The organism is Micromonospora sp. (assembly GCF_048594385.1).
Classification (GTDB): domain Bacteria; phylum Actinomycetota; class Actinomycetes; order Mycobacteriales; family Micromonosporaceae; genus Micromonospora; species Micromonospora wenchangensis.
In genome coordinates, this window is sequence record NZ_JBMDWU010000280.1 from 1 (window position 1) to 17,525 (window position 17,525).

At 73.3% G+C, this 17,525-nt stretch carries 13 protein-coding genes and 1 rRNA gene; 9 read left to right on the forward strand and 5 right to left on the reverse strand.

Annotated features, from left to right (window positions below; all coding sequences use genetic code 11):
* Positions 1-189 (reverse strand): hypothetical protein (locus ACOJTC_RS15060; RefSeq protein ID WP_420117343.1); only part of this gene is annotated, 189 nt, incomplete at its 3' end.
* Between the two features lie 470 nt (positions 190-659).
* On the opposite strand from ACOJTC_RS15060, the gene ACOJTC_RS15065 reads away from it, so the two are divergent.
* From ACOJTC_RS15065 to fxsT, 7 genes are all read left to right on the forward strand, one after another.
* The gene (locus ACOJTC_RS15065) at positions 660-1,562 is read left to right on the forward strand and encodes a DUF4231 domain-containing protein (protein WP_420117344.1); all 903 of its coding nucleotides are present in this window, start codon (positions 660-662) and stop codon (positions 1,560-1,562) included.
* A gap of 139 nt (positions 1,563-1,701) precedes the next feature.
* A complete protein-coding gene (locus ACOJTC_RS15070) occupies positions 1,702-1,833 on the forward strand; it encodes a hypothetical protein (protein WP_420117345.1) in 132 nt (43 codons plus the stop codon).
* Positions 1,805-4,129: an FxsB family cyclophane-forming radical SAM/SPASM peptide maturase gene (locus ACOJTC_RS15075; RefSeq protein WP_420117346.1), complete on the forward strand. Its 2,325-nt coding sequence runs from the start codon at positions 1,805-1,807 to the stop codon at positions 4,127-4,129. Before ACOJTC_RS15070 ends, ACOJTC_RS15075 begins: the two co-directional genes overlap by 29 nt.
* On the forward strand, positions 4,120-4,914 hold the full coding sequence (locus tag ACOJTC_RS15080) for an aminoglycoside N(3)-acetyltransferase (protein WP_204928534.1): 795 nt from the start codon (positions 4,120-4,122) through the stop codon (positions 4,912-4,914). Before ACOJTC_RS15075 ends, ACOJTC_RS15080 begins: the two co-directional genes overlap by 10 nt.
* A gap of 74 nt (positions 4,915-4,988) precedes the next feature.
* Positions 4,989-5,675 carry a TIR-like protein FxsC gene (locus tag ACOJTC_RS15085; RefSeq protein WP_204928535.1) on the forward strand — a complete coding sequence of 229 codons (687 nt, stop codon included), beginning with the start codon at positions 4,989-4,991 and terminating at the stop codon, positions 5,673-5,675.
* Complete coding sequence (locus tag ACOJTC_RS15090; protein ID WP_420117347.1) at positions 5,662-6,834, forward strand: TIR-like protein FxsC; 1,173 nt, start codon at positions 5,662-5,664, stop codon at positions 6,832-6,834. The genes ACOJTC_RS15085 and ACOJTC_RS15090 overlap by 14 nt, the downstream gene beginning before the upstream one ends.
* Positions 6,831-10,730, forward strand: coding sequence for an FxSxx-COOH system tetratricopeptide repeat protein (gene fxsT, locus ACOJTC_RS15095; protein WP_420117348.1), 3,900 nt, complete (start codon positions 6,831-6,833; stop codon positions 10,728-10,730). The genes ACOJTC_RS15090 and fxsT overlap by 4 nt, the downstream gene beginning before the upstream one ends.
* On the opposite strand, the gene ACOJTC_RS15100 is transcribed toward fxsT, so the two are convergent.
* Positions 10,724-11,674: an alpha/beta fold hydrolase gene (locus tag ACOJTC_RS15100; protein ID WP_204928538.1), complete on the reverse strand. Its 951-nt coding sequence runs from the start codon at positions 11,672-11,674 to the stop codon at positions 10,724-10,726. The genes fxsT and ACOJTC_RS15100 overlap by 7 nt on opposite strands.
* Positions 11,675-11,883: 209 nt before the next feature.
* Positions 11,884-12,855 carry a helix-turn-helix domain-containing protein gene (locus ACOJTC_RS15105; RefSeq protein WP_420117349.1) on the reverse strand — a complete coding sequence of 324 codons (972 nt, stop codon included), beginning with the start codon at positions 12,853-12,855 and terminating at the stop codon, positions 11,884-11,886.
* 150 nt (positions 12,856-13,005) lie between these two features.
* On the opposite strand from ACOJTC_RS15105, the gene ACOJTC_RS15110 reads away from it, so the two are divergent.
* Entirely contained in the window at positions 13,006-13,776 is a 771-nt protein-coding gene (locus tag ACOJTC_RS15110; RefSeq protein ID WP_420117350.1) for a nucleotidyltransferase domain-containing protein, read from the forward strand.
* A 143-nt stretch (positions 13,777-13,919) separates the two neighbouring features.
* Here the strand turns inward: ACOJTC_RS15110 and ACOJTC_RS15115 are convergent, their stop codons facing one another.
* Both ACOJTC_RS15115 and ACOJTC_RS15120 read right to left on the reverse strand, forming a co-directional pair.
* Positions 13,920-14,666, reverse strand: a complete 747-nt coding sequence (locus tag ACOJTC_RS15115; RefSeq protein WP_420117351.1) for an SAM-dependent methyltransferase — start codon at positions 14,664-14,666, stop codon at positions 13,920-13,922.
* Between the two features lie 164 nt (positions 14,667-14,830).
* Positions 14,831-16,177: a DivIVA domain-containing protein gene (locus ACOJTC_RS15120; protein WP_357934739.1), complete on the reverse strand. Its 1,347-nt coding sequence runs from the start codon at positions 16,175-16,177 to the stop codon at positions 14,831-14,833.
* A gap of 1,213 nt (positions 16,178-17,390) precedes the next feature.
* Between ACOJTC_RS15120 and ACOJTC_RS15125 the strand changes: the two genes are divergently transcribed.
* Positions 17,391-17,525 (forward strand): 16S ribosomal RNA (locus ACOJTC_RS15125); the annotation flags it as partial.

A 17,525-nucleotide genomic window follows, 5' to 3' on the forward strand; every position in this document is an offset into this window, starting at 1 on the left:
GCTGGCGGCCGGGGCGGCGGGGCGCCGGGCGACCCGCGCGCGGGCCGCCCCCACGGCGCCGGCCCGGGCCGGGGCCGGGGCGGGGGCGGGGTGGGACGGCGCGGCCTGGACCGCCGCGGCGGTGCCCGCGGCGATCAGGCCGGCCGCGACCGCGCCGGAGAGCGCGACGAGGCGGGGTGAGAGCGTCAAGGGGATGCTCCTGTTCTCGGGCGGCGTCGCGGTGCCCGGTGGGGTCGCGCGCCGATGCTGCGTGAGGCGTGGCCGCGACGGGTGGTCTCCGGGCTGCCGGCGGGCCCGGTGGGGGTGACTGTCCGTCGCGTGTCGCCGGGGGTTGGCGACTGCTGGAGGCACGATCACACGGGCAGGCATCCATATCAATGGGTTGACCTGGGCAACCATGCCGTCGGACTGCCGAAACCCCTGTTGCCAGGTGATGAACGACCCTCGGCCACCCCGGTCTGAACAGGTCATCCCCGTCGATCTCGGTCCCGCCGACCGCCCCAGTTGCGGGTTTTCGCCGGAACGCGCGCCGGATGCACATACACCCGCCGACCAGCGGTGCGACACCTTCGCCGGGTCCGTCGTGCCCGGCCCGGCGGGGCGTGTGCCCGGCCCGTCGGGTGCGGGCCGGACGGGCACCGGTCGCCTACCATGCGGCTGTGCCGGACATCGACGGATCCCTCGCCGCCGGGCAGGTCTGGCGGGGGCAGGGCGACTGGTCGCAGGCCGCCCGACGGGCCAAGCGACGGATCACCACCGGGCGGCGGGCGGTCGCCGCGCTGACGGCCGCCGCTGCCGTCGCCGGCACCGCGGCGGCCCGGCTGGCCACGTCCGCGCCCACCGCCGGCCGGGTGCTCGCGCTCGTCGCCGCCGTGTCGCTGCTGCTGGTGCCGGTGCTCGGCCGCCGCGCCTCCCGCGACGCGGTGGCCGTCTGGACCCGGCTCCGGGCGGGCTCCGAGGCGTCCAAGTCGGAGCTGTACCGCTACCTCGCCCGCGTCGCCCCCTACGCCGGTGCCGACGCCGACGCCGTCCTGCTGCACCGCTACGGACTGCTCGTGGCCGGCGTCGGCGACCTGGTCGGGCACACCCTCGACGGCACCCCGGCCGACCGTCCGCTGCCCCCGGTCACCGGCCTGCCGAGCTACCTGGCCGAACGGGTGCAGCGGCAGGTCGACGGCTACTACCTGCCGGCGGCCCGGCAGGCCGCTCGCGCCGCCGCCCGGATCGGCCGGGCGGCGACCGCGTTGACCGTCGTGGCCGCCGTGCTCTCCGCCGTGGTCGGGGTGTTCGGTGACGCGCTCGGCCTGACCGCGTGGGTGCCGGTGGTCGCGGCGGTCACCACCGCGCTGGTCGGCTACGGCGCGGCCGAACGCCACGAACAACAGCACCTGGAGTACGCCCGGACGGCCGACCAGCTCACCCGGCTGCGACTGACCCGGGCGGCCGGGCTGGGCTGGACCGACGACGAGGCGTTCGTCGCCGAGGCCGAGCGGATCATCGCCCAGTCCAACGCGGCCTGGATGGCCAAGATGATCGAGGATGATGGCGCTGCGCAGCAGTGACATGACGGGCTGTGGCGGATAGCATCATCGACATCCGTGATTGGTCGTCGACGTGGGCGGACCTCCGTCCACCTCCGACACAAGATGGGGGCCCGACGTGGACCGCACCCAACGCCCGTCCGATCCGTTCCCGACGCCGATGAGCGACGTGCGACGCACCCCGCTCGGTCAGATCCCGGTCGAGCGGGCCGTCGCCGTCGCCCGTGTCGACGACCGCCGGGCCACCCACCCGACCCGGGTCGATGTCGCGTCCTTCAGCTCGCACGTCTGACCCGGCCACCGCGCCCCGCGCCCCGGTCACCCCGCTGCGCCAGTACGTCCTCAAGCTGACCAGCCGGTGCGACCTGGCATGTGACCACTGCTACGTCTACGAACACCCCGACCAGTCGTGGCGTCGTCAACCCCGGCTGATGACGCCCGACACGGTCGAGGCCACCGCCCGGCGGATCGCCGAGCACGCCACCACCCACCGGCTCACCGAGGTCCGGGTGGTCCTGCACGGCGGGGAACCCCTGCTGGCCGGTGCGGCCCGGCTCGCCACCACCGCCACGATCCTGCGCCGGGTGATCGACCCGGTGACCCGGCTCGACCTGCGGATGCAGACCAACGGCGTGCTGCTCACCGCCGAGATCGCCGACGTCCTCGTCGCCCACGACGTCAGGGTGGGCGTCTCACTGGACGGCGACCGGTCGGCCAACGACCGGCACCGCCGGTACGCCAACGGCGCGAGCAGCCACGACCAGGTGCGCCGGGCACTGGCCCTGCTGCGTCGCCCCGCCTACCGCAGCTCCTACGCCGGGCTGCTGTGCACCGTCGACCTGGCCAACGACCCGTTGCGGGTCTACCAGGCGCTGCTCGCCGAGGAACCGCCCCGGATCGACTTCCTGCTGCCGCACGCCAACTGGGACCGGCCGCCCGCCCGCCCCGACGGGGCCACCACCCCGTACGCGGACTGGCTGCTGACCATCCACCGGCGCTGGCTGGCCGACGGGCGGCCGGTGCCGATCCGGCTGCTGGAGTCCCTGCTGGCCACGGCCACCGGCGGCAGCACCGGCACCGAGGCGGTCGGGCTCGCCCCGGCGGACCTGGTCGTGGTGGAGACCGACGGCAGCTTCGAGCAGGTCGACTCGCTCAAGTCCGCCTTCCACGGCGCCGCCGCCACCGGCCTGGACGTGTTCCGGCACGCCGTCGACGAGGCGGCGGCCCATCCGGGCATCGCCGTGCGGCAGACCGGCCTGGCCGGCCTGTGCGCCACCTGCCGCTCCTGCCCGCTGGTACGCCGCTGCGGCGGGGGCCTGTTCGCCCACCGCTACCGCTCGGCCACCGGTTTCGACAACCCGTCGGTGTACTGCGCGGACCTGGCCGCGTTGATCCGGGCCACCGCCGTCCCCGCCGGGTCGCCGCAGCAGCGGCCGGTCGACACGTTGCCCCCCGCCGTCCTGGCCGACCTCGGCTCCGGGCGGGGCGGACCGGGTTCGGTGGATCAGCTCGCCGCCGTCCACCACGGCATCGCCCGTGCGCTCACGGTCGCGCTCAGTCCCGCCGCCACCGCCGACCCGGTCGCGGCGGCCGGTTGGCACCTGCTGGTGGCGCTGGACGTGTCCGCGCCCGACGCCGTCGACCACGTGCTCACCCACCCGTTCGTCAGGCGGTGGGCGCAGCGGTGCCGGGCCGGGGCGACGGGCGACCTGTCCCACCTCGCCGCCGTCGCCGCCGCCGCGGCGGTCCGGGCCGGCGTCGACGCCGACCTCGTGCTGCCGGTGCGGGCCGGCGCGGTGCACCTGCCGACCCTCGGCGCGATCATGGTGGACACCGACGCCGCCACGGTGCCCGTCACGATCTCCGGCGGCGGCGTCGCGCTGCGGGCCGGCCGGCGACGGGTCCTGGTCCGGCCGGCCGTCGGACCCCACCCGGACCGGTGGCGGCCCACCCGGGCGGCGCACACCGGCGACGGGACCGTCCTGCTGGAGGACACCGACCCGTACCGCGACTGCTTCGACCTGCCGGTGGCGGCCCGGCTCACCCCGGCGGTCGCCGACCGCTGGACGCGGCAGGTGCGTCGGGCGGTCGACCGCCTCGACACCGAGGCCGCCGGATACGCCGCCGGGGTACGCGCCCTGCTGCGCGCCGTGGTGCCGCTGCGGCCGGATCCGTCCGGCCGCTCCCGCAGCGCCGCCGCCCGGTCCGCGTTCGGCGCGGTCGCCGTCACCCCCGTCGCCGACGACGCCGCGCTGGCGGTGCTGCTCGTGCACGAGGTGCAACACCTCAAACTGGATGCCGTGCTCGACGTCTGCGAACTGTTCGACCCCGCCGACGCCCGGCGGCTGCGGGTGCCCTGGCGCGACGACCCCAGGCCGGTGGAAGGCGCGCTGCACGGCGTCTACGCCCACCTCGCCGTCGCCGACGTGTGGCGGCACCGCCCGGGAGCCGAAGCGGCGGCACACCACCGGCGCTACCGGGAATGGACCGACGGGACGGTCGACGCGTTGCTCGACCTCGGCAGCCTCACCGCCGACGGCGAGCGGTTCGTCCGGCGGATGCGCGCCACCCTGGACGGATGGCGGTGAACGACAGGGCCACCCTCGCCGCCGACCTGCGGACGCTCGGACTACCCACCGGCGCGACCGTGCTGGTGCACTGCGCGCTGTCCCGGGTCCGGCCCGAGCCGGCGGGGCCGGCCACCCTCCTCGCCGCGCTGCGCGACACCCTCGGTGACCACGGCACGGTGGTCGTGCCGACGCAGACCGCCGGCAACTCGGTGACCTCACCGGCGTTCCGGGCCGCCACGGCGGGGATGACCCCGGCCCAGGCCGCCGCCGTCGAGGCGACCATCGCGCCGTTCGATCCGGCGCACAGCCCGGCCCAGGGGATGGGGGCGTTCGCCGAACACGTCCGCCGCCAGGCCGACGCCCGGCGCAGCGCCCACCCGCAGACATCCTTCGCCGCTCTCGGCCCGGCCGCCGCCACCCTGACCGCCCGGCACGACCTGGACTGCCACCTCGGCGACCGGTCCCCCCTGGGCGCGCTGTACGCCGCCGACGCCCTGGTCCTGCTGCTCGGCGTCGACTGGTCGGTGTGCACCGCGTTCCACCTCGCCGAGTACCGGTGCGCCCGGCCCGCACCGCACCGGGCGTACCGCTGCTACCTGCGTGACCCGCAGGGTCGCCGGGTCCGCCGGGACTTCCGCGCCCCGCACCTGGACGACGGCGACTTCCCGCGGATCGGGGCGGCCGTGGTGGCCGACGGGGCGGTCCGCTCCGGGCCGGTGGGCGCCGCCGACGGTCACTGTGTACGGCTGCGCCGCGCGGTCGACCTCGCCCGGGGGTGGATGGATGCGCACCGACTGGCGTGAACGGGACAGCGCTGGGTTGGCACCTGTCGATACTGTGGTCGGCCGGGAGCGGCGACGCCGGGCGGGAGCGGTAGGTGGTGGAGGAACAGTTCCGGGAGGACGAGAGCGCCCCCGTGTTCTTCCTCAGCTACGCCCGCACCCGCACCCGACCCCGGGCGGTCGCGCCCCCACGGGACAACAACAAGAAGGTCTCCCAGCTCTTCGTCGACCTCTCCGACCACGTCGTCGAACTGCTCGGCCTCGGCCCGGGCCGCATGGCCGGCTTCATGGACCAGATGCTCGACGGAGGGCAGCTGTGGACCGACGATCTCGCCTTCGCCGCCGGCCACTGCCAGGTCTTCATCCCGCTCGTCTCGCCGCAGTACCTGCGCAGCCAGTGGTGTGCCCGGGAGTGGGACGCGTTCACCCGGCGGCGGGCCGTACCCCGCCCGGACGCCGAACCGTCGGTGGGGGAGACGCCGGTGATCCCGGTCAACTGGTCGGTGGTGGACCGTCGACGGGTGCCCGAGGTCGTGTCGCGGCGGCAGATGTTCACCCCCACCCGGTTACCCTCGGACATCGCCCCGCAGTACCACGAGGAGGGCATCTACGGCCTGCTCAGCCTCGGCAGCAACGGCAAGGACGCCTACGACGCGGTGGTCTGGCGGCTGGCCCAGCGGATCGCCCGCGCGTACCGCACGCACTGGGTCGAGCCGGCGGTCACGACCGACCTGCGGCAGCTGCGCGACCGGTTCGAGGAGGACGGGCATGACCTGGTCTGACCCCTCGCCGGTCGGGACGCCCGGGCAGGAGACCTACTTCTTCCTCAGTTACGCGCACTCCGTCCCGCTGTCCGACGCCGCCCGGCCGGACACCGACTACTGGGTCGGCAAGTTCTTCCAGGACCTCGCCAAGTCGGTCCGGGAGCATCCCCGGCGCACCGTCGAGATCGAGGCGGGCTTCTTCGACGGCCAGGTCGTCCCCGGCGCCGACCTGCGCCGCACCCTCACCGACGCGTTGAGCCTCGCGCACGTGTTCGTGCCGCTCTATTCGCCGAACTACTTCCGCAACGCCTGGGCGCTGGGCGAACGGGACTCGTTCCGCAGCCGGCTGGCCCGGCTGCCGGCGGGACACGCCGACCGGCACGTGCTGCCGGTGCTGTGGATGCCGCTGCCGTCCTGGGAGGACCGCCCCGAGATCGTCCAGGCGCTGTCGGTGACCGACCACCCCGACCACCCCGACGACCGCGCCGACTACGCCGAGAACGGGCTGCGCGCGCTGTGCAAGCTCAGCGCCTACGGCCCGCAGTACCGGCGGCTACGCGACGCGCTGGCCGACCGGATCGTCACGGTGACCGAGCAGCAACCGCTCGCCCGCTCCCGGGCGGCGGCCCTGATCAGCAGGCCGGTCCCCGACGGTCCGGGCGCCGCGCTGGTGGTCACCACCCTCGCCGCCGACCAGGCCCGCTGGCGGCCCTACGGCGACCAGCACCAGTTGGCGGTCGCCGACTACGTGGCCGCGACCGCCGAGCGGCTCGGTCTGCCCACCCGGGTGGTCGGGCTGGCCGAGGCCCGCGACCGGGCCCCGCACAGTCCGGCGGTGGTGCTGGTGGACGCCGGGGTCGGGGTCGAGGCCGCCCGCGCCGCGCTCGACGGGCTGCCGCAGTGGGTGGTCCCGCTCGTCATCGCCGCCGACCATGCGCGTGGCGAGCAGGCACCCGAGGAGATCGCCGGTACCTTGCAGAACGCCCGGTTCCCCCGGGTGTTGCCGGTGCGCACCATCGACGAGTTCGAGCGCTGCGCGCCGCTGCTGGTCACCGAGGCGCGCAAACAGTTCCTCCGGCACGGGCCGGTCGATCCGCCGGAAGGCCCGCACGATCCGAAGCCGAGCCTGGGGCCGGTCGGACCGTTCGACGTACGGCGAGGGAAGGCAGAACGATGACTCCACCCCGCGACGGCCAGGTCGTCACCTTCTACTCGTACAAGGGTGGCACCGGTCGCACCATGGCGCTGGCGAACACCGCCTGGATCCTCGCCGCGAACGGCCACCAGGTGCTCGTCGCCGACTGGGACCTGGAATCCCCCGGCCTGCACCGGTTCTTCGCGCCGTTCCTCGATCCGGACCAGGTCGCCTCCACCGGCGGCGTGATGGACCTGATCCTGGAGTACGAGTGGGAGAACGCCCGCCGCCGGCAGGCCGGCGACGACTCCCGCCCCGGCGACTGGCACCGCCAGTACGCCCGGGTCCACAAGTACGCCTTCTCGGTGAGCTGGGAGTTCCCCGGCGGCGGCACCCTGGATCTGCTGCTCGCCGGCCGGCACAACCCCGACTACGCCACCAGCGTCACCGGGTTGAACTGGGACAACTTCTACAACCGGCTCGGCGGCGCGCAGTTCTTCGACGCGCTGCGGGCGGACATGAAGCGGCACTACGACTACACCCTGATCGACAGCCGCACCGGCATCAGCGACGTCGCCGAGATCTGCACCATCCACCTGCCCGACGTGCTGGTCGACTGCTTCACCCTCAGCGACCAGGGCATCGACGGCGCCGCCTCGGTCGCCACCCGGGTCCGCGGCTACGAGGGACGCCGCGCCCGCCGGGTGCTGCCGGTGCCGATGCGGGTCGACGAGGGGGAGAAGACCAAGACCGACGCCGGCCGGGCGTTGGCCATGCAACGCTTCACCGGGCTGCCCAGCGGCATGACCGAGCTGGAACGGCAGGACTACTGGCTCTCCGTCGAGGTCCCCTACCGCGCCTACTACGCCTACGAGGAGACCCTGGCGACGTTCGGCGACGTGCCGGGCAGCCGGGGGCTGCTGTCGGCGTACGAGGCGCTGACCCGGCACATCACCAACGGCACGGTCGCCGGGCTGCCCCGGATGGACGAGGGGCTGCGCCGGCAGACCTTCCAACGCTTCGAACGCAAACCGGTGATCGTCGACGAGCTGATCGTGCTGCGGTACGTGCCGGAGGACCAGGCGTGGGCGGAGTGGGTGCAGTCCGCGCTGCACGCCGCCGACCTGCGGGTGCTGGCCACCCCGCTGGGTGCCCCGGCGGCGGTGCCGGCCGGCACGGCCTCCCGCGAGCTGCACCTGGTGTCCCGCTCCTCCCTGGCCGCCCGCCGGGCCCTCGGCGGTGCCGCGGGTTCCCCGGCGCTCGCGCTGCACCTGGACGACACCACCCCGTCGGTGGACACCCCGCCCGGCAGTTGGGCGACCGTCTACGAGCGGGGCGCCGCGGCCGCCGCCGAACAGGTGTGGGAGCTGGTCGGCCGGCCCACCGACGGCCGGGACCGGCCGGTGCCGGCGACCCGCTACCCGGGCGTCGAACCGCTCGTCTTCTACGCCCCGGCGCGCAACGTGCGGTTCACCGGCCGGGACCGGCTGCTGCTGACCCTCCGCGAGGAGCTGAAGACGGCGGCCCGGGAACGGGTCCCGGTGGCGCTGCGCGGCGGGGCCGGCATCGGCAAGACCCAGCTCGCCACCGAGTACGCCTACCGCTTCCACGGCGCGTACGACGTGATCTGGTGGGTGGAAGCCGACCCGGTGCAGTTCATCGACGTCCGCTTCGCCGACCTGGGCCGCCGGCTCAACCTGCCCGACCTGCAGAGCGTGCCGGACAACGCCCGGGCGGTGCGGGACTGGTTCAGCCACGGTGGCGGCCGGGGCGCCGACGGGCCACCCCTGCGTTGGCTGATCGTCTTCGACAACGTCGACCAGTACGAGCACGTCCGGGACTACCTCCCCCAGGGCGAGGGGCACGTGCTGGTGACCACCCGCAACCCGGACTGGGGTGACCTGGCCCGCGCAGTCGACGTGGACGCCTTCCAGCGCGGCGAGAGCGTCAGCCACCTGATCGGCCGGACCAGCCGCCGGGGCATGACCGTGGCCGAGGCGCAGCAGGTCGCCGAGGCGGTGGAGGACGTGCCGATCCTGGTGGCGCTGGCCGGCGCATGGCTGGCGGAGAGCCCGGACTCGGTCGCCACCTACCTGGCCGGGCTGGCCCGCACCGGCCCGGACAGCGACGTGTGGGGCCGCTCCCTGGCCGGCCTGCGGCAGCAGTCCCCGGGCGCCTACCGGCTGCTGCAGCTCGGTTCGGTGCTCGCCCCCGACATCGCCCTCGACCTGCTCTACGGCGACCAGGTGGCGAAGGTCATCGCCCCGCACGACGAACTGGTCGCCGCGCAGGTCACCGACCGGGTCTCCGAGCGGGACATCGCCGCCGCGCTGGTCCAGCGGATCAACCGGCTCGCCCTGATCAAGGTGGACCTGCACGCCCAGCGGGTGCAGATCCACCGGCTGCTGCAGGCGGCGTTGCGGTCCCGGATGTCCGAGCAGGAGCTGGCCGAGGTCAAGCACGACGTGCACCGCATCCTCGCCGGCTCCCGCCCCTCCGGCGAGGTGGACGACCCGGCCTTCCAGTCCGGCTACCGGCACCTGTGGCCGCACCTGGACGGATCCGAGGCGGTGTCCTGCCACGACGACACGGTCCGGCAGCTGGTCATCGACCGGGTCCGGTACATCTTCCTCAACGGCGGCTTCGAACAGGGCGCACAGTACGCCCAGGACGCGGACAAGACCTGGACGACGATGCTGGAGGGGCTGTCCCCGGAGACCGGCGCCCACCGGTCGCTGCGCGTGCAGCTGCTCAACCTGCGCTTCAACCGGGCCAACCTGCTGCGCAACCTCGGCCAGTTCGAGCAGGCCCTGACCCTCGACGAGGCGACCCTACGCCAGCAGGAGGAGCTGATCGGAGAGAGCCACCCGTACACCCTGATGACCGCCGGCGGGTACGCGGCGGACCTGCGTGCCCTCGGCCGCTACCAGCAGGCTCTGGAGCAGGATCTGCGAACCTACGACGCGTCCGTGGAGGTGTTCGGGGAGGACCACCGGCGCACCCTGAACGCGGCCAACAACCTGGCCGCTTCCTACCGGCTCTCCGGCGACTTCGCCCGCGCGCTCGACATCGACCAGACGACCTACCGCAGGCTGCGGGTCGTGCTCGGCCCCGAGCATCCCCGGACCTTGCTCTCGGCCAACAACTACGCGCGTGACCTGCGGGAGACCGGGGACTACCGCGCCTCGGTGGCGTTGCTGGGGGAGGTGGTCGAGGTGTACCGCCGCGTTTTCGGCGAGGATTTCCGGCCCGTGCTCACCGCGCAGGCGAACCTGGCGACGTCGCTGCGCAGCACCGGCCGGATCGCCGAGGCGGGCCGGCTGCTCGACGACGCCTACACCCGGCTGCGCTCCACCGTCGGGCCGACCAACCCGGACACGTTGCTGTGCCGGTTGAGCCGGACGGCCAACCTGATGCTCCAGGGGCAGGGGGTGCAGGCACGCTCGGAGTTGGAGGAGGTGCAGCAGACCCTCACCCAGGTGTTCGGGGCACGGCACCCCTACACGCTGGTGTGTGAACTCAACCGGGGGGTGGCCCTGTGGGACGCGGGGGTGCAGGAGGAGGCGTACGCGTTCACCGTGGCCGCGGCCGACGGGCTGCGGGAGGTGCTCGGACCCGAGCATCCGTTCAGCATGGGCGCGGACAACAACGCCGCCGTCTTCACCCTCCTCACCGGGCAGGCCGAGGAGGGCCTCACCCGGTTGCAGGCCGTGGTGGCCAGGCTGACCGCGGTGCTGGGGGCCGACCACCCGGACACGCTGCGCAGCCTCGGCAACGTGGAGACGGCCCGGCAGGCGGCGAGCGGGGGAGTGGTCAGCATCGGGCGGATGCGGCTGGCGGACCGGCTCGCCGACCGGATCGGGCAGGAACACCCGAGCGTGGTGGTGCTGCGCGACGGGCGGTACGTGCGGCGGGTCCTCGACCCGCATCCCTACTGACCGGGCTGGGCGCCGATGAGCACATCAGAGTTCACCGGCGTCCCCGCTTCGCTCAGCCAGCGCAGGATGCGGGGCAGTTGTTGCATGGCGTCGAAATGGGCCGCGCCCGGCTGCACCTCGATCTCGGCGCCCGGAATCCGCTCGGCCAACCAGCGGCCGTGGCTGGCCGGGGCGAAGGTGTCCTCCGCGCCGTGCCACAGCCGCACCGGGGTGGCCCTGGTGTCGATCGCGTCGAGGTCGAACTTCCAGTTCCGGCGCAACGCCAGCACGTCGTCGATCCAGCCGTACGGGCCGGTGCGCAACGCCTCCTGGTAGGTGTCGAAGATGATGCCGCGCAGCGCCGCGTCGTTGATCGCCCGGCGGTCGGGGAGGCCCATCTGCGTCATCAGGTCCCGCAGCAGGAACCGGGGGTCCTCGGCGGCTCGGGCGGCCCGCTGCCGGATCTCCTCCACCACGGCGTCGGTGTCCGGCCGTTCGGCCCCGAAACCCCGTTGGTTGTCGGTGTTCATGCCGTCGAACCAGTCCAGGCCGGTGGCGTCCGAGGGGGCAAGGCTGACCAGCACCGCGACCCGGCTCACCCGGCCGTGCAGGCGTTCGTCGGCGGCGCAGGCCAGCGCGTGCGGCCCGCCACCGGAGCGGCCGGCGACCGCGAACCGGTCCAGGTCGAGCTGGTCGGCGATGGCCTCCACGTCCCGCGCGGCGTCGGCCACGTCCCGACCCTCGAACCGCTCGGAGTCGCCGTAACCGGGGCGGTCGTAGGCGATCAACCGGATGCCCATCCGGTAGAGCACGATGCCCCGGGGTTTCGGCCCCCGCCGACTGCCGGGCGTGCCGTGCATCAGGAAGACGGGGAACCCGTCGGGAGCACCGGTCTCCTCGTACGCCACCCGCTTGTTGTCCGCGCGGTGGGCGTATCGCGGCCCAGGCTCACCTTCTCGGGTCACTCCAGCCTGCCTTCCGGTGCCACTACCAGCAAATACTCGCAACCCGCATCGAGCGGAAACGATGTTTTCGTCGTCCCCGTTCAGCCTTCGAGCCTAACGGTCGGGCCCGCCGCACCGCTATGGCGAGCCCGAACAACGGGCCGGATCTGTCGGAAACGACACCTGTCGGCCCGTCCGTTCGGAACGTCCGGACGAATCGACAGCGGCGTTCAGCAGGCCAGAGGTCGGATATCCGACGGCGCGTCGACCAGCGCGGCGCGCGGATCGGCATAGCGCCACTCCACCCGGTACTGCGCCCGCAACCGGGGCCGCGACACCACCCACTCGTACGCGATCCGCCCCTGCCGTTCCCGACCGTCCGGGCGCACCTCGGCGCTGCTCTCCGCGGTGAACGAGGTCTCGTTGCCCCAGACGGTGGGACCCGACTCGGCGGGGAAGTCGAGCCGGATCACCAGGTTGCGGGTGGGCAGCCGGATGTCCCGTTGCAACCAGTCGCCGAACTTCCACGCCGGCACCCGGTAGGAGTAGTCCACCACGGTGCGCTGGCCGGGATAGAGCGGCACCGGGGTGCCCCCGCCGTCGAGCAACAGCACGATCTTGAGGAAGGCGTCCCGGCTGCGCCCGACCCGCCACCGCATCGGCTCCGGTTGGTCGACGCCGATGGTCGCCCGGAAGTCGACCTCGTCGATGGTGAGCGGGTGGCGACCGTGGAAGACCGTCGACCGGGCCGGATCGTCGGGGAACCGGTCGATGTCGATCTGCACGGTGTGCCGGGTGATCGGCTCGGTGCCCACGCTGTGCAGCACCCGCCGGAACCGGCACTCGTACACCCCGTCGACGAGGGAGAGGCTGGCCTGCTCGTCCTCGATCACCAGATGCGACCCGGCCGGGGGCGGAACCGCGGTCGGGCCGAGCGGGGAGCGGCGTCCCCCGGGGCCACGGCTGTCGGCGAAGGCGACGTACTGCTGCCAGATCCGGTTGCCGCTGTCCAACACCAGCTCGACCCGCCGGGCGAACTCCTCGGTGGGTTGGTGCCGACCGTTCTCGATGTGGCTGACGTACGACGGGTCGAAACCGGTGCGTTCGGCCAGCTCCTTCTTGGACATGCCCCGCTGGTGACGCCAGTGGGTCAGTTCCCGCACGAAATCCGCCGCCGCATCGTCCTGTGTGGAGCTGCCCATGCCCCCGTCCTCGTTGTCGGGCCTCAAGTCTGTCCCACCCGTGGCGTCCGCGCCAGGGGTCCCTCCAACCCGACGCCGCCCGGCGGCCCTTACCCGACCCGCCGCAGCCGCACCACGACGGCCACCGGCGCGGGCGGCAGGATGACCGGCATGGACACCACCGTGCACCGCTACCTCGCCGACCTGGTCGGCACCGCCCGGGACGTGCTCGGGTCGGATCTGGTGGGCGCCTACGCCGCCGGATCGGTGGCGCTGGACGCGTACCAGCCGGGCCGCAGTGACGTGGACGTGGCGTTGGTCTGCCGGGACGCGCTACCCCGCCCCACCCGGCAGGAACTGGTCACCCGGCTGCGGCACGAGGCGCTGCCCTGTCCGGCACGCGGCCTCGAACTGGTCGTCTACACCCGTGCGGTGGCCGCCTCCGGCACCGGCGAGCCGGGCTTCGAGGTGGAACTCAACACCGGGGCGGCGATGCCGTTGCGGGCCACCCTCGACCCGTCCGAACGGCCCGCCGCCGACGGCCGGTTCTGGTACGGCCTGGACCGCAGCATCCTGCACCAGCGGGGCCACCGGCTGACCGGCCCGCCCCCCGGTGAGATGTTCGCCGACCTGTCCCCGGACGACCTGCGCACGCTGACGGTGGCGGCGCTGCGCTGGTGGCTGGCCCGGCCCGTCCCACCCGGGGACGCCCCCGCCCCCGGCGCGGAGGACGCGGTGCTGAACGCCTGCCGCGCGCTGGTCCGCCTCCGTGACGGCGACTGGCTCTCCAAGGTCGCTGCCGGCCGTCGGGCGATCGCCCTCGGCGGCGACCCCGAACTGGTGCGTCGCTGCGTCGACGCCCGTGCCGGCGGCCCCCCGCCGACCGCCGCCGCGGCCCGCGCCTTCCAACAGCGGGTGCTCGACGAGATCACCGCCGGCTGACCGCTCGACGCCCACGGGCGCCGCTTCGCCCTCCCCCTGCGACCAGCCGCCGGGTTCGCACGGCCCCTGGTGCGAGCCGGCCGGTCCGCGTCGCCACGGGCAGCCGGGCCGGGGGCGGCCCTGACGGACCGCCCCCGGCCGGGTCAGCGCCGCAGCAGGGCGAAGACACCCCAACCCAGGTACTCCCGCCGGTACCGGACGTGCCGCAGCGGGTCCTCGGTCAGCTCCCGGCGGAACGACCCGGCGAGCGCGTCGTCGGGATGCGCGTCCAGCCAACGGCGCAGGGTCAGCCAGTGCGCTGCGGCGTACCGGTCCCAACTGTCCTGGTCGGCGAGGACCATCTCGACCACGTCCCAGCCGTGCCCCTGGATGCGGCCGATCAGCCCGGGAAGATCGTCGAAGTCGTCCCGCACGGTGGCGTGGCACGCGGCGACGGTCTCCTGGTCCGGCGGTTCCCGCCGCCAGTACGGCTCCCCGACCAGCAGCATCCCGCCCGGACGCAGCGCCCGTGCCAGCAGGTCGATGGTGCCGGTGACACCCCCGCCGATCCAGGTCGCACCGATACAGGCCGCCACGTCGACCGGCGCCGGGTGGACGTACCCGGCGGCGTCGTCGTGGACGAAACGGACCCGGTCGGCCACACCGAGCGCGGCGGCCCGCCGTCGGGCGGCGGTGGTGAACGCGGTGCTGATGTCGACACCGGTGCCCCGGACCCCGTGCGCGCGGGCCCAGGTGCAGAGCAGTTCACCCTTGCCGCTGCACAGGTCGAGCAGGGTGTCGTCGTGACGCAGCCGGATCACCCGGCCCAGGGTGGCCAGCTTGTCGGCGTCGAACGGGTTGAGGATGCGAAGGTCGCCTTCGCGGATGACGAAACTACGGTCGAGATCCATGTCGATGACTCCGGAGGTGCGTGGACGGACGCGGAAAGCGGACGGTCGGCACACGGAGCACGGGCACGGGACACACCTCGTTCGCTGGTCGTGGTGACGGGGCCGTCAGGCTACGTCCCCACCGGCCCGGGGCACAGCGAATTCGCCCCGGGCCGGAGCGCACGTCAGACGTTGGTCGGCACCTTGTCGGCGGGCGGTTCGGTGGCCGCCTCGACCGGTGGTCCGGCGGCGGGGCGGGCCGCCACCGTCGGGTACTCGGCGGTCTCCCCGCCCCCGGCGGCAGCCGCCATCACGGCGGCGGCGGCCAGGTCGGCGACCCGCTTCGCCTCCCGCTGCACGCGGGCCCGGACGTCCTTGGCGTGCCGCTCCACACTCTCGGCGGCCTGCCGGGCCTCCTCCAACCGTCGGTTCTCGGCGGTCAGGTCGCGACGCACCTCCTCCAGCCGCTGCCGGGAACGCGCCAACTCCCGCTCGGTGGTGTCACCCTCCTGCTGGATCTCGGCCAACTGCGCCCGGGCCGTCTCCAGCTCGCCCTGCACCTCGGCGAGGGCCTTCTGCCGGTCGCCGATCTCCCGCTGCACCGTGGCGAGCTGCTCCTGGTGGCTGCTGGTCTGCTCGTCGGCGCGCTGGCGGACCTCGGTGGCGTACTGCTGCGCCTCGGCGATCAACGCGGCGATCTGCTGCTCGGCGGCGCTGTGCTGGTTGGTCAGCTCCCGTTCCGCCGCCGCCCGCTGCTCGGCCAGCTCCTGCTCGGCCGCGGCCCGCCGCTCGCCGACCTCCCGCTCCACCGTGGCCTGCCACTGGGCCAGCTCCTGCTGGCTCTGCGTCCGGGCCGCCTGGATCTCCTGCTGGATCTGGGTACGGGCCGCCTTGGTCAACGCCTCCGCGGCGGCCCTGGTCTGGGTGATCTGCTTCGCGGTCTGCTCGCTGATCCGCTTGGCTTCCTGCTGGGCCCGCTCGTGGGCGGACTCCCCCTCGGCCCGCAGCTTCTCGGCCCGCTCCCGGATCTCGGCCAGCTCGGCGTCGGCCGCCGTCCGCCGTTCCTCGTACGCCTTCTCCTGCTCGTCGCGGCGGGCGATCAGTTCCTCGTCCAGGTCCCGCAGCGCCTGGGCGGTCCGCTCCCGGGCCTCGAGCAGCGTCTTCTCCGCCTCACCCTGGAGCTGGTTCGCCCGCTGGGTGGCCGTGTCGGTGATCACGGCGGCCTGCTTCTCGGCCAGGGCGAGGATCTGGTCCACCATCGGCCCGAGGTCACGGAAGGACGCCCGGTCCACCTGGACGGGGCGCTGGCGCAGCTCGGTCAGCTCCGCCTGCAACCGCTGGATGTGCGCGGTCAGGCCCTGGATCTGGCCGGCCGCCTGGACCCGCTCGGCGGTCAACGTCGACAGTGCGCCGTCCATCTGCTCGACGTACCGGTCCACCTGCCGCTTGTCGTAGCCCCGCAGCGCGAGCTCGAAGCTCGGCCGTGTCGACCCGTCGTCACGCGACGCGTACGACTCCTCCCCGGTGGACATATGGCGCCAGCCTCCGTACTCCTCGGTGATCCAGGTCGGCGCGGGCGACCCCACGCCCGCGATGGGGCGAAACACTACCGCCGGCCGGTGTCCCGGGCGACTGGGCCCCGGTGGGGTTCACGCACCGGTCCGGGCCGGCCAGCAGGTCCGCCGTACGCGATCGGGATCGGTGCCTGTCAGTCTCGTCGGCGCTGCGGCGACCGCGTGGTGGCGGCAACCGGCAGCAGTCTGCCTACGGGACGGTGCGCCCGACCGTCGCCGAGCGGTTGACCAGGACAGCCACCCCGGGCGGGCGGGGGTTCTTCGGTGGACGGCGCCACGGGGCGCCGCACGTTCCGGCGGAACCCCTACCCGAAGCCGGTGATCACCGGGAACAGGACCGGTACGCCGGGGATGACGGCAGGGGTGCGGCCTCCTCCTCCCCGCACCAGAAGCTGTGCGCGGAGGAGGGGGTCGCGGTGCAACCGGTGGCGGCACGAACTCGCGGCGTGGTCGTCGACGTCGTCGCAGGTTCTGGCCGTTCGGCCAGTCGGAGTCTCATCCCACTGGTCTTTGTGCAGCTCAGCCGCGAACGCCGGGCGGGTTGAACGGGCCGGCCCGGGATGTCGGCACGTCATGTGACCGGAGACGCCCCCTGCGGATTTGACGATCATCTCGGCGGACGCGTAACTTCCTCTCTGTCAGCGCGGAACGGACGAAACAGGTCGAAAGGCCTGGAGGCCGGAGCGCGGTTCCTGATCCCGGGTGGTGCTTCCGGATCGGCCCGGGGGGTCGGTGCGGTGAGGCGAAACCGACCGGGTAGAGTGAACAGCCGGCAGGGAATCGGGCGAGTACGCGGGAAACCGCGGCGGCCGTCCTGCAGGAATCCACGACATTGCCGGTGTGAGCCGGGTGTGTTCGTGGTGTGTGGAAATTGTGGTGGAAGTGGTGTGGATCGCTACAGAGCGGTTTGACATGGCGGATACCACCGGGTAACGTAGTAAGAGTGCCCAGCGCGGGAGCGCGGGGTGTGGTGAACGAAATGCCCCAGGTCGGGGGTTCTGCTGTTGCGGGGCCTTTCGGGTGGTGTGTGGTTGTTCTTTGAGAACTCAACAGGGTGCTTGTAAAGCCAGTGCCAATTGTTTTATACCCCGGGCTGGCCGAATCTTCGGGTTTGGTTGGCTGGGATTCCTTTGGCAACACTTTTGTTGTCAGGATGCTGTTCAACAGGTTTTTGTTGGAGAGTTTGATCCTGGCTCAGGACGAACGCTGGCGGCGTGCTTAACACATGCAAGTCGAGCGGAAAGGCCCTTCGGGGTACTCGAGCGGCGAACGGGTGAGTAACACGTGAGCAACCTGCCCTAGGCTT

Coding starts and splice junctions, on each gene's coding strand:
- ACOJTC_RS15070 (WP_420117345.1), top strand. CDS start 1,702: ATGAGCGACGTGCGACGCACCCCGCTCGGTCAGATCCCGGTCGAGCGG.
- ACOJTC_RS15075 (WP_420117346.1), top strand. CDS start 1,805: ATGTCGCGTCCTTCAGCTCGCACGTCTGACCCGGCCACCGCGCCCCGC.
- ACOJTC_RS15080 (WP_204928534.1), top strand. CDS start 4,120: ATGGCGGTGAACGACAGGGCCACCCTCGCCGCCGACCTGCGGACGCTC.
- ACOJTC_RS15090 (WP_420117347.1), top strand. CDS start 5,662: ATGACCTGGTCTGACCCCTCGCCGGTCGGGACGCCCGGGCAGGAGACC.
- fxsT (WP_420117348.1), top strand. CDS start 6,831: ATGACTCCACCCCGCGACGGCCAGGTCGTCACCTTCTACTCGTACAAG.
- ACOJTC_RS15105 (WP_420117349.1), bottom strand. CDS start 12,855: ATGGGCAGCTCCACACAGGACGATGCGGCGGCGGATTTCGTGCGGGAA.
- ACOJTC_RS15110 (WP_420117350.1), top strand. CDS start 13,006: ATGGACACCACCGTGCACCGCTACCTCGCCGACCTGGTCGGCACCGCC.
- ACOJTC_RS15115 (WP_420117351.1), bottom strand. CDS start 14,666: ATGGATCTCGACCGTAGTTTCGTCATCCGCGAAGGCGACCTTCGCATC.
- ACOJTC_RS15120 (WP_357934739.1), bottom strand. CDS start 16,177: ATGTCCACCGGGGAGGAGTCGTACGCGTCGCGTGACGACGGGTCGACA.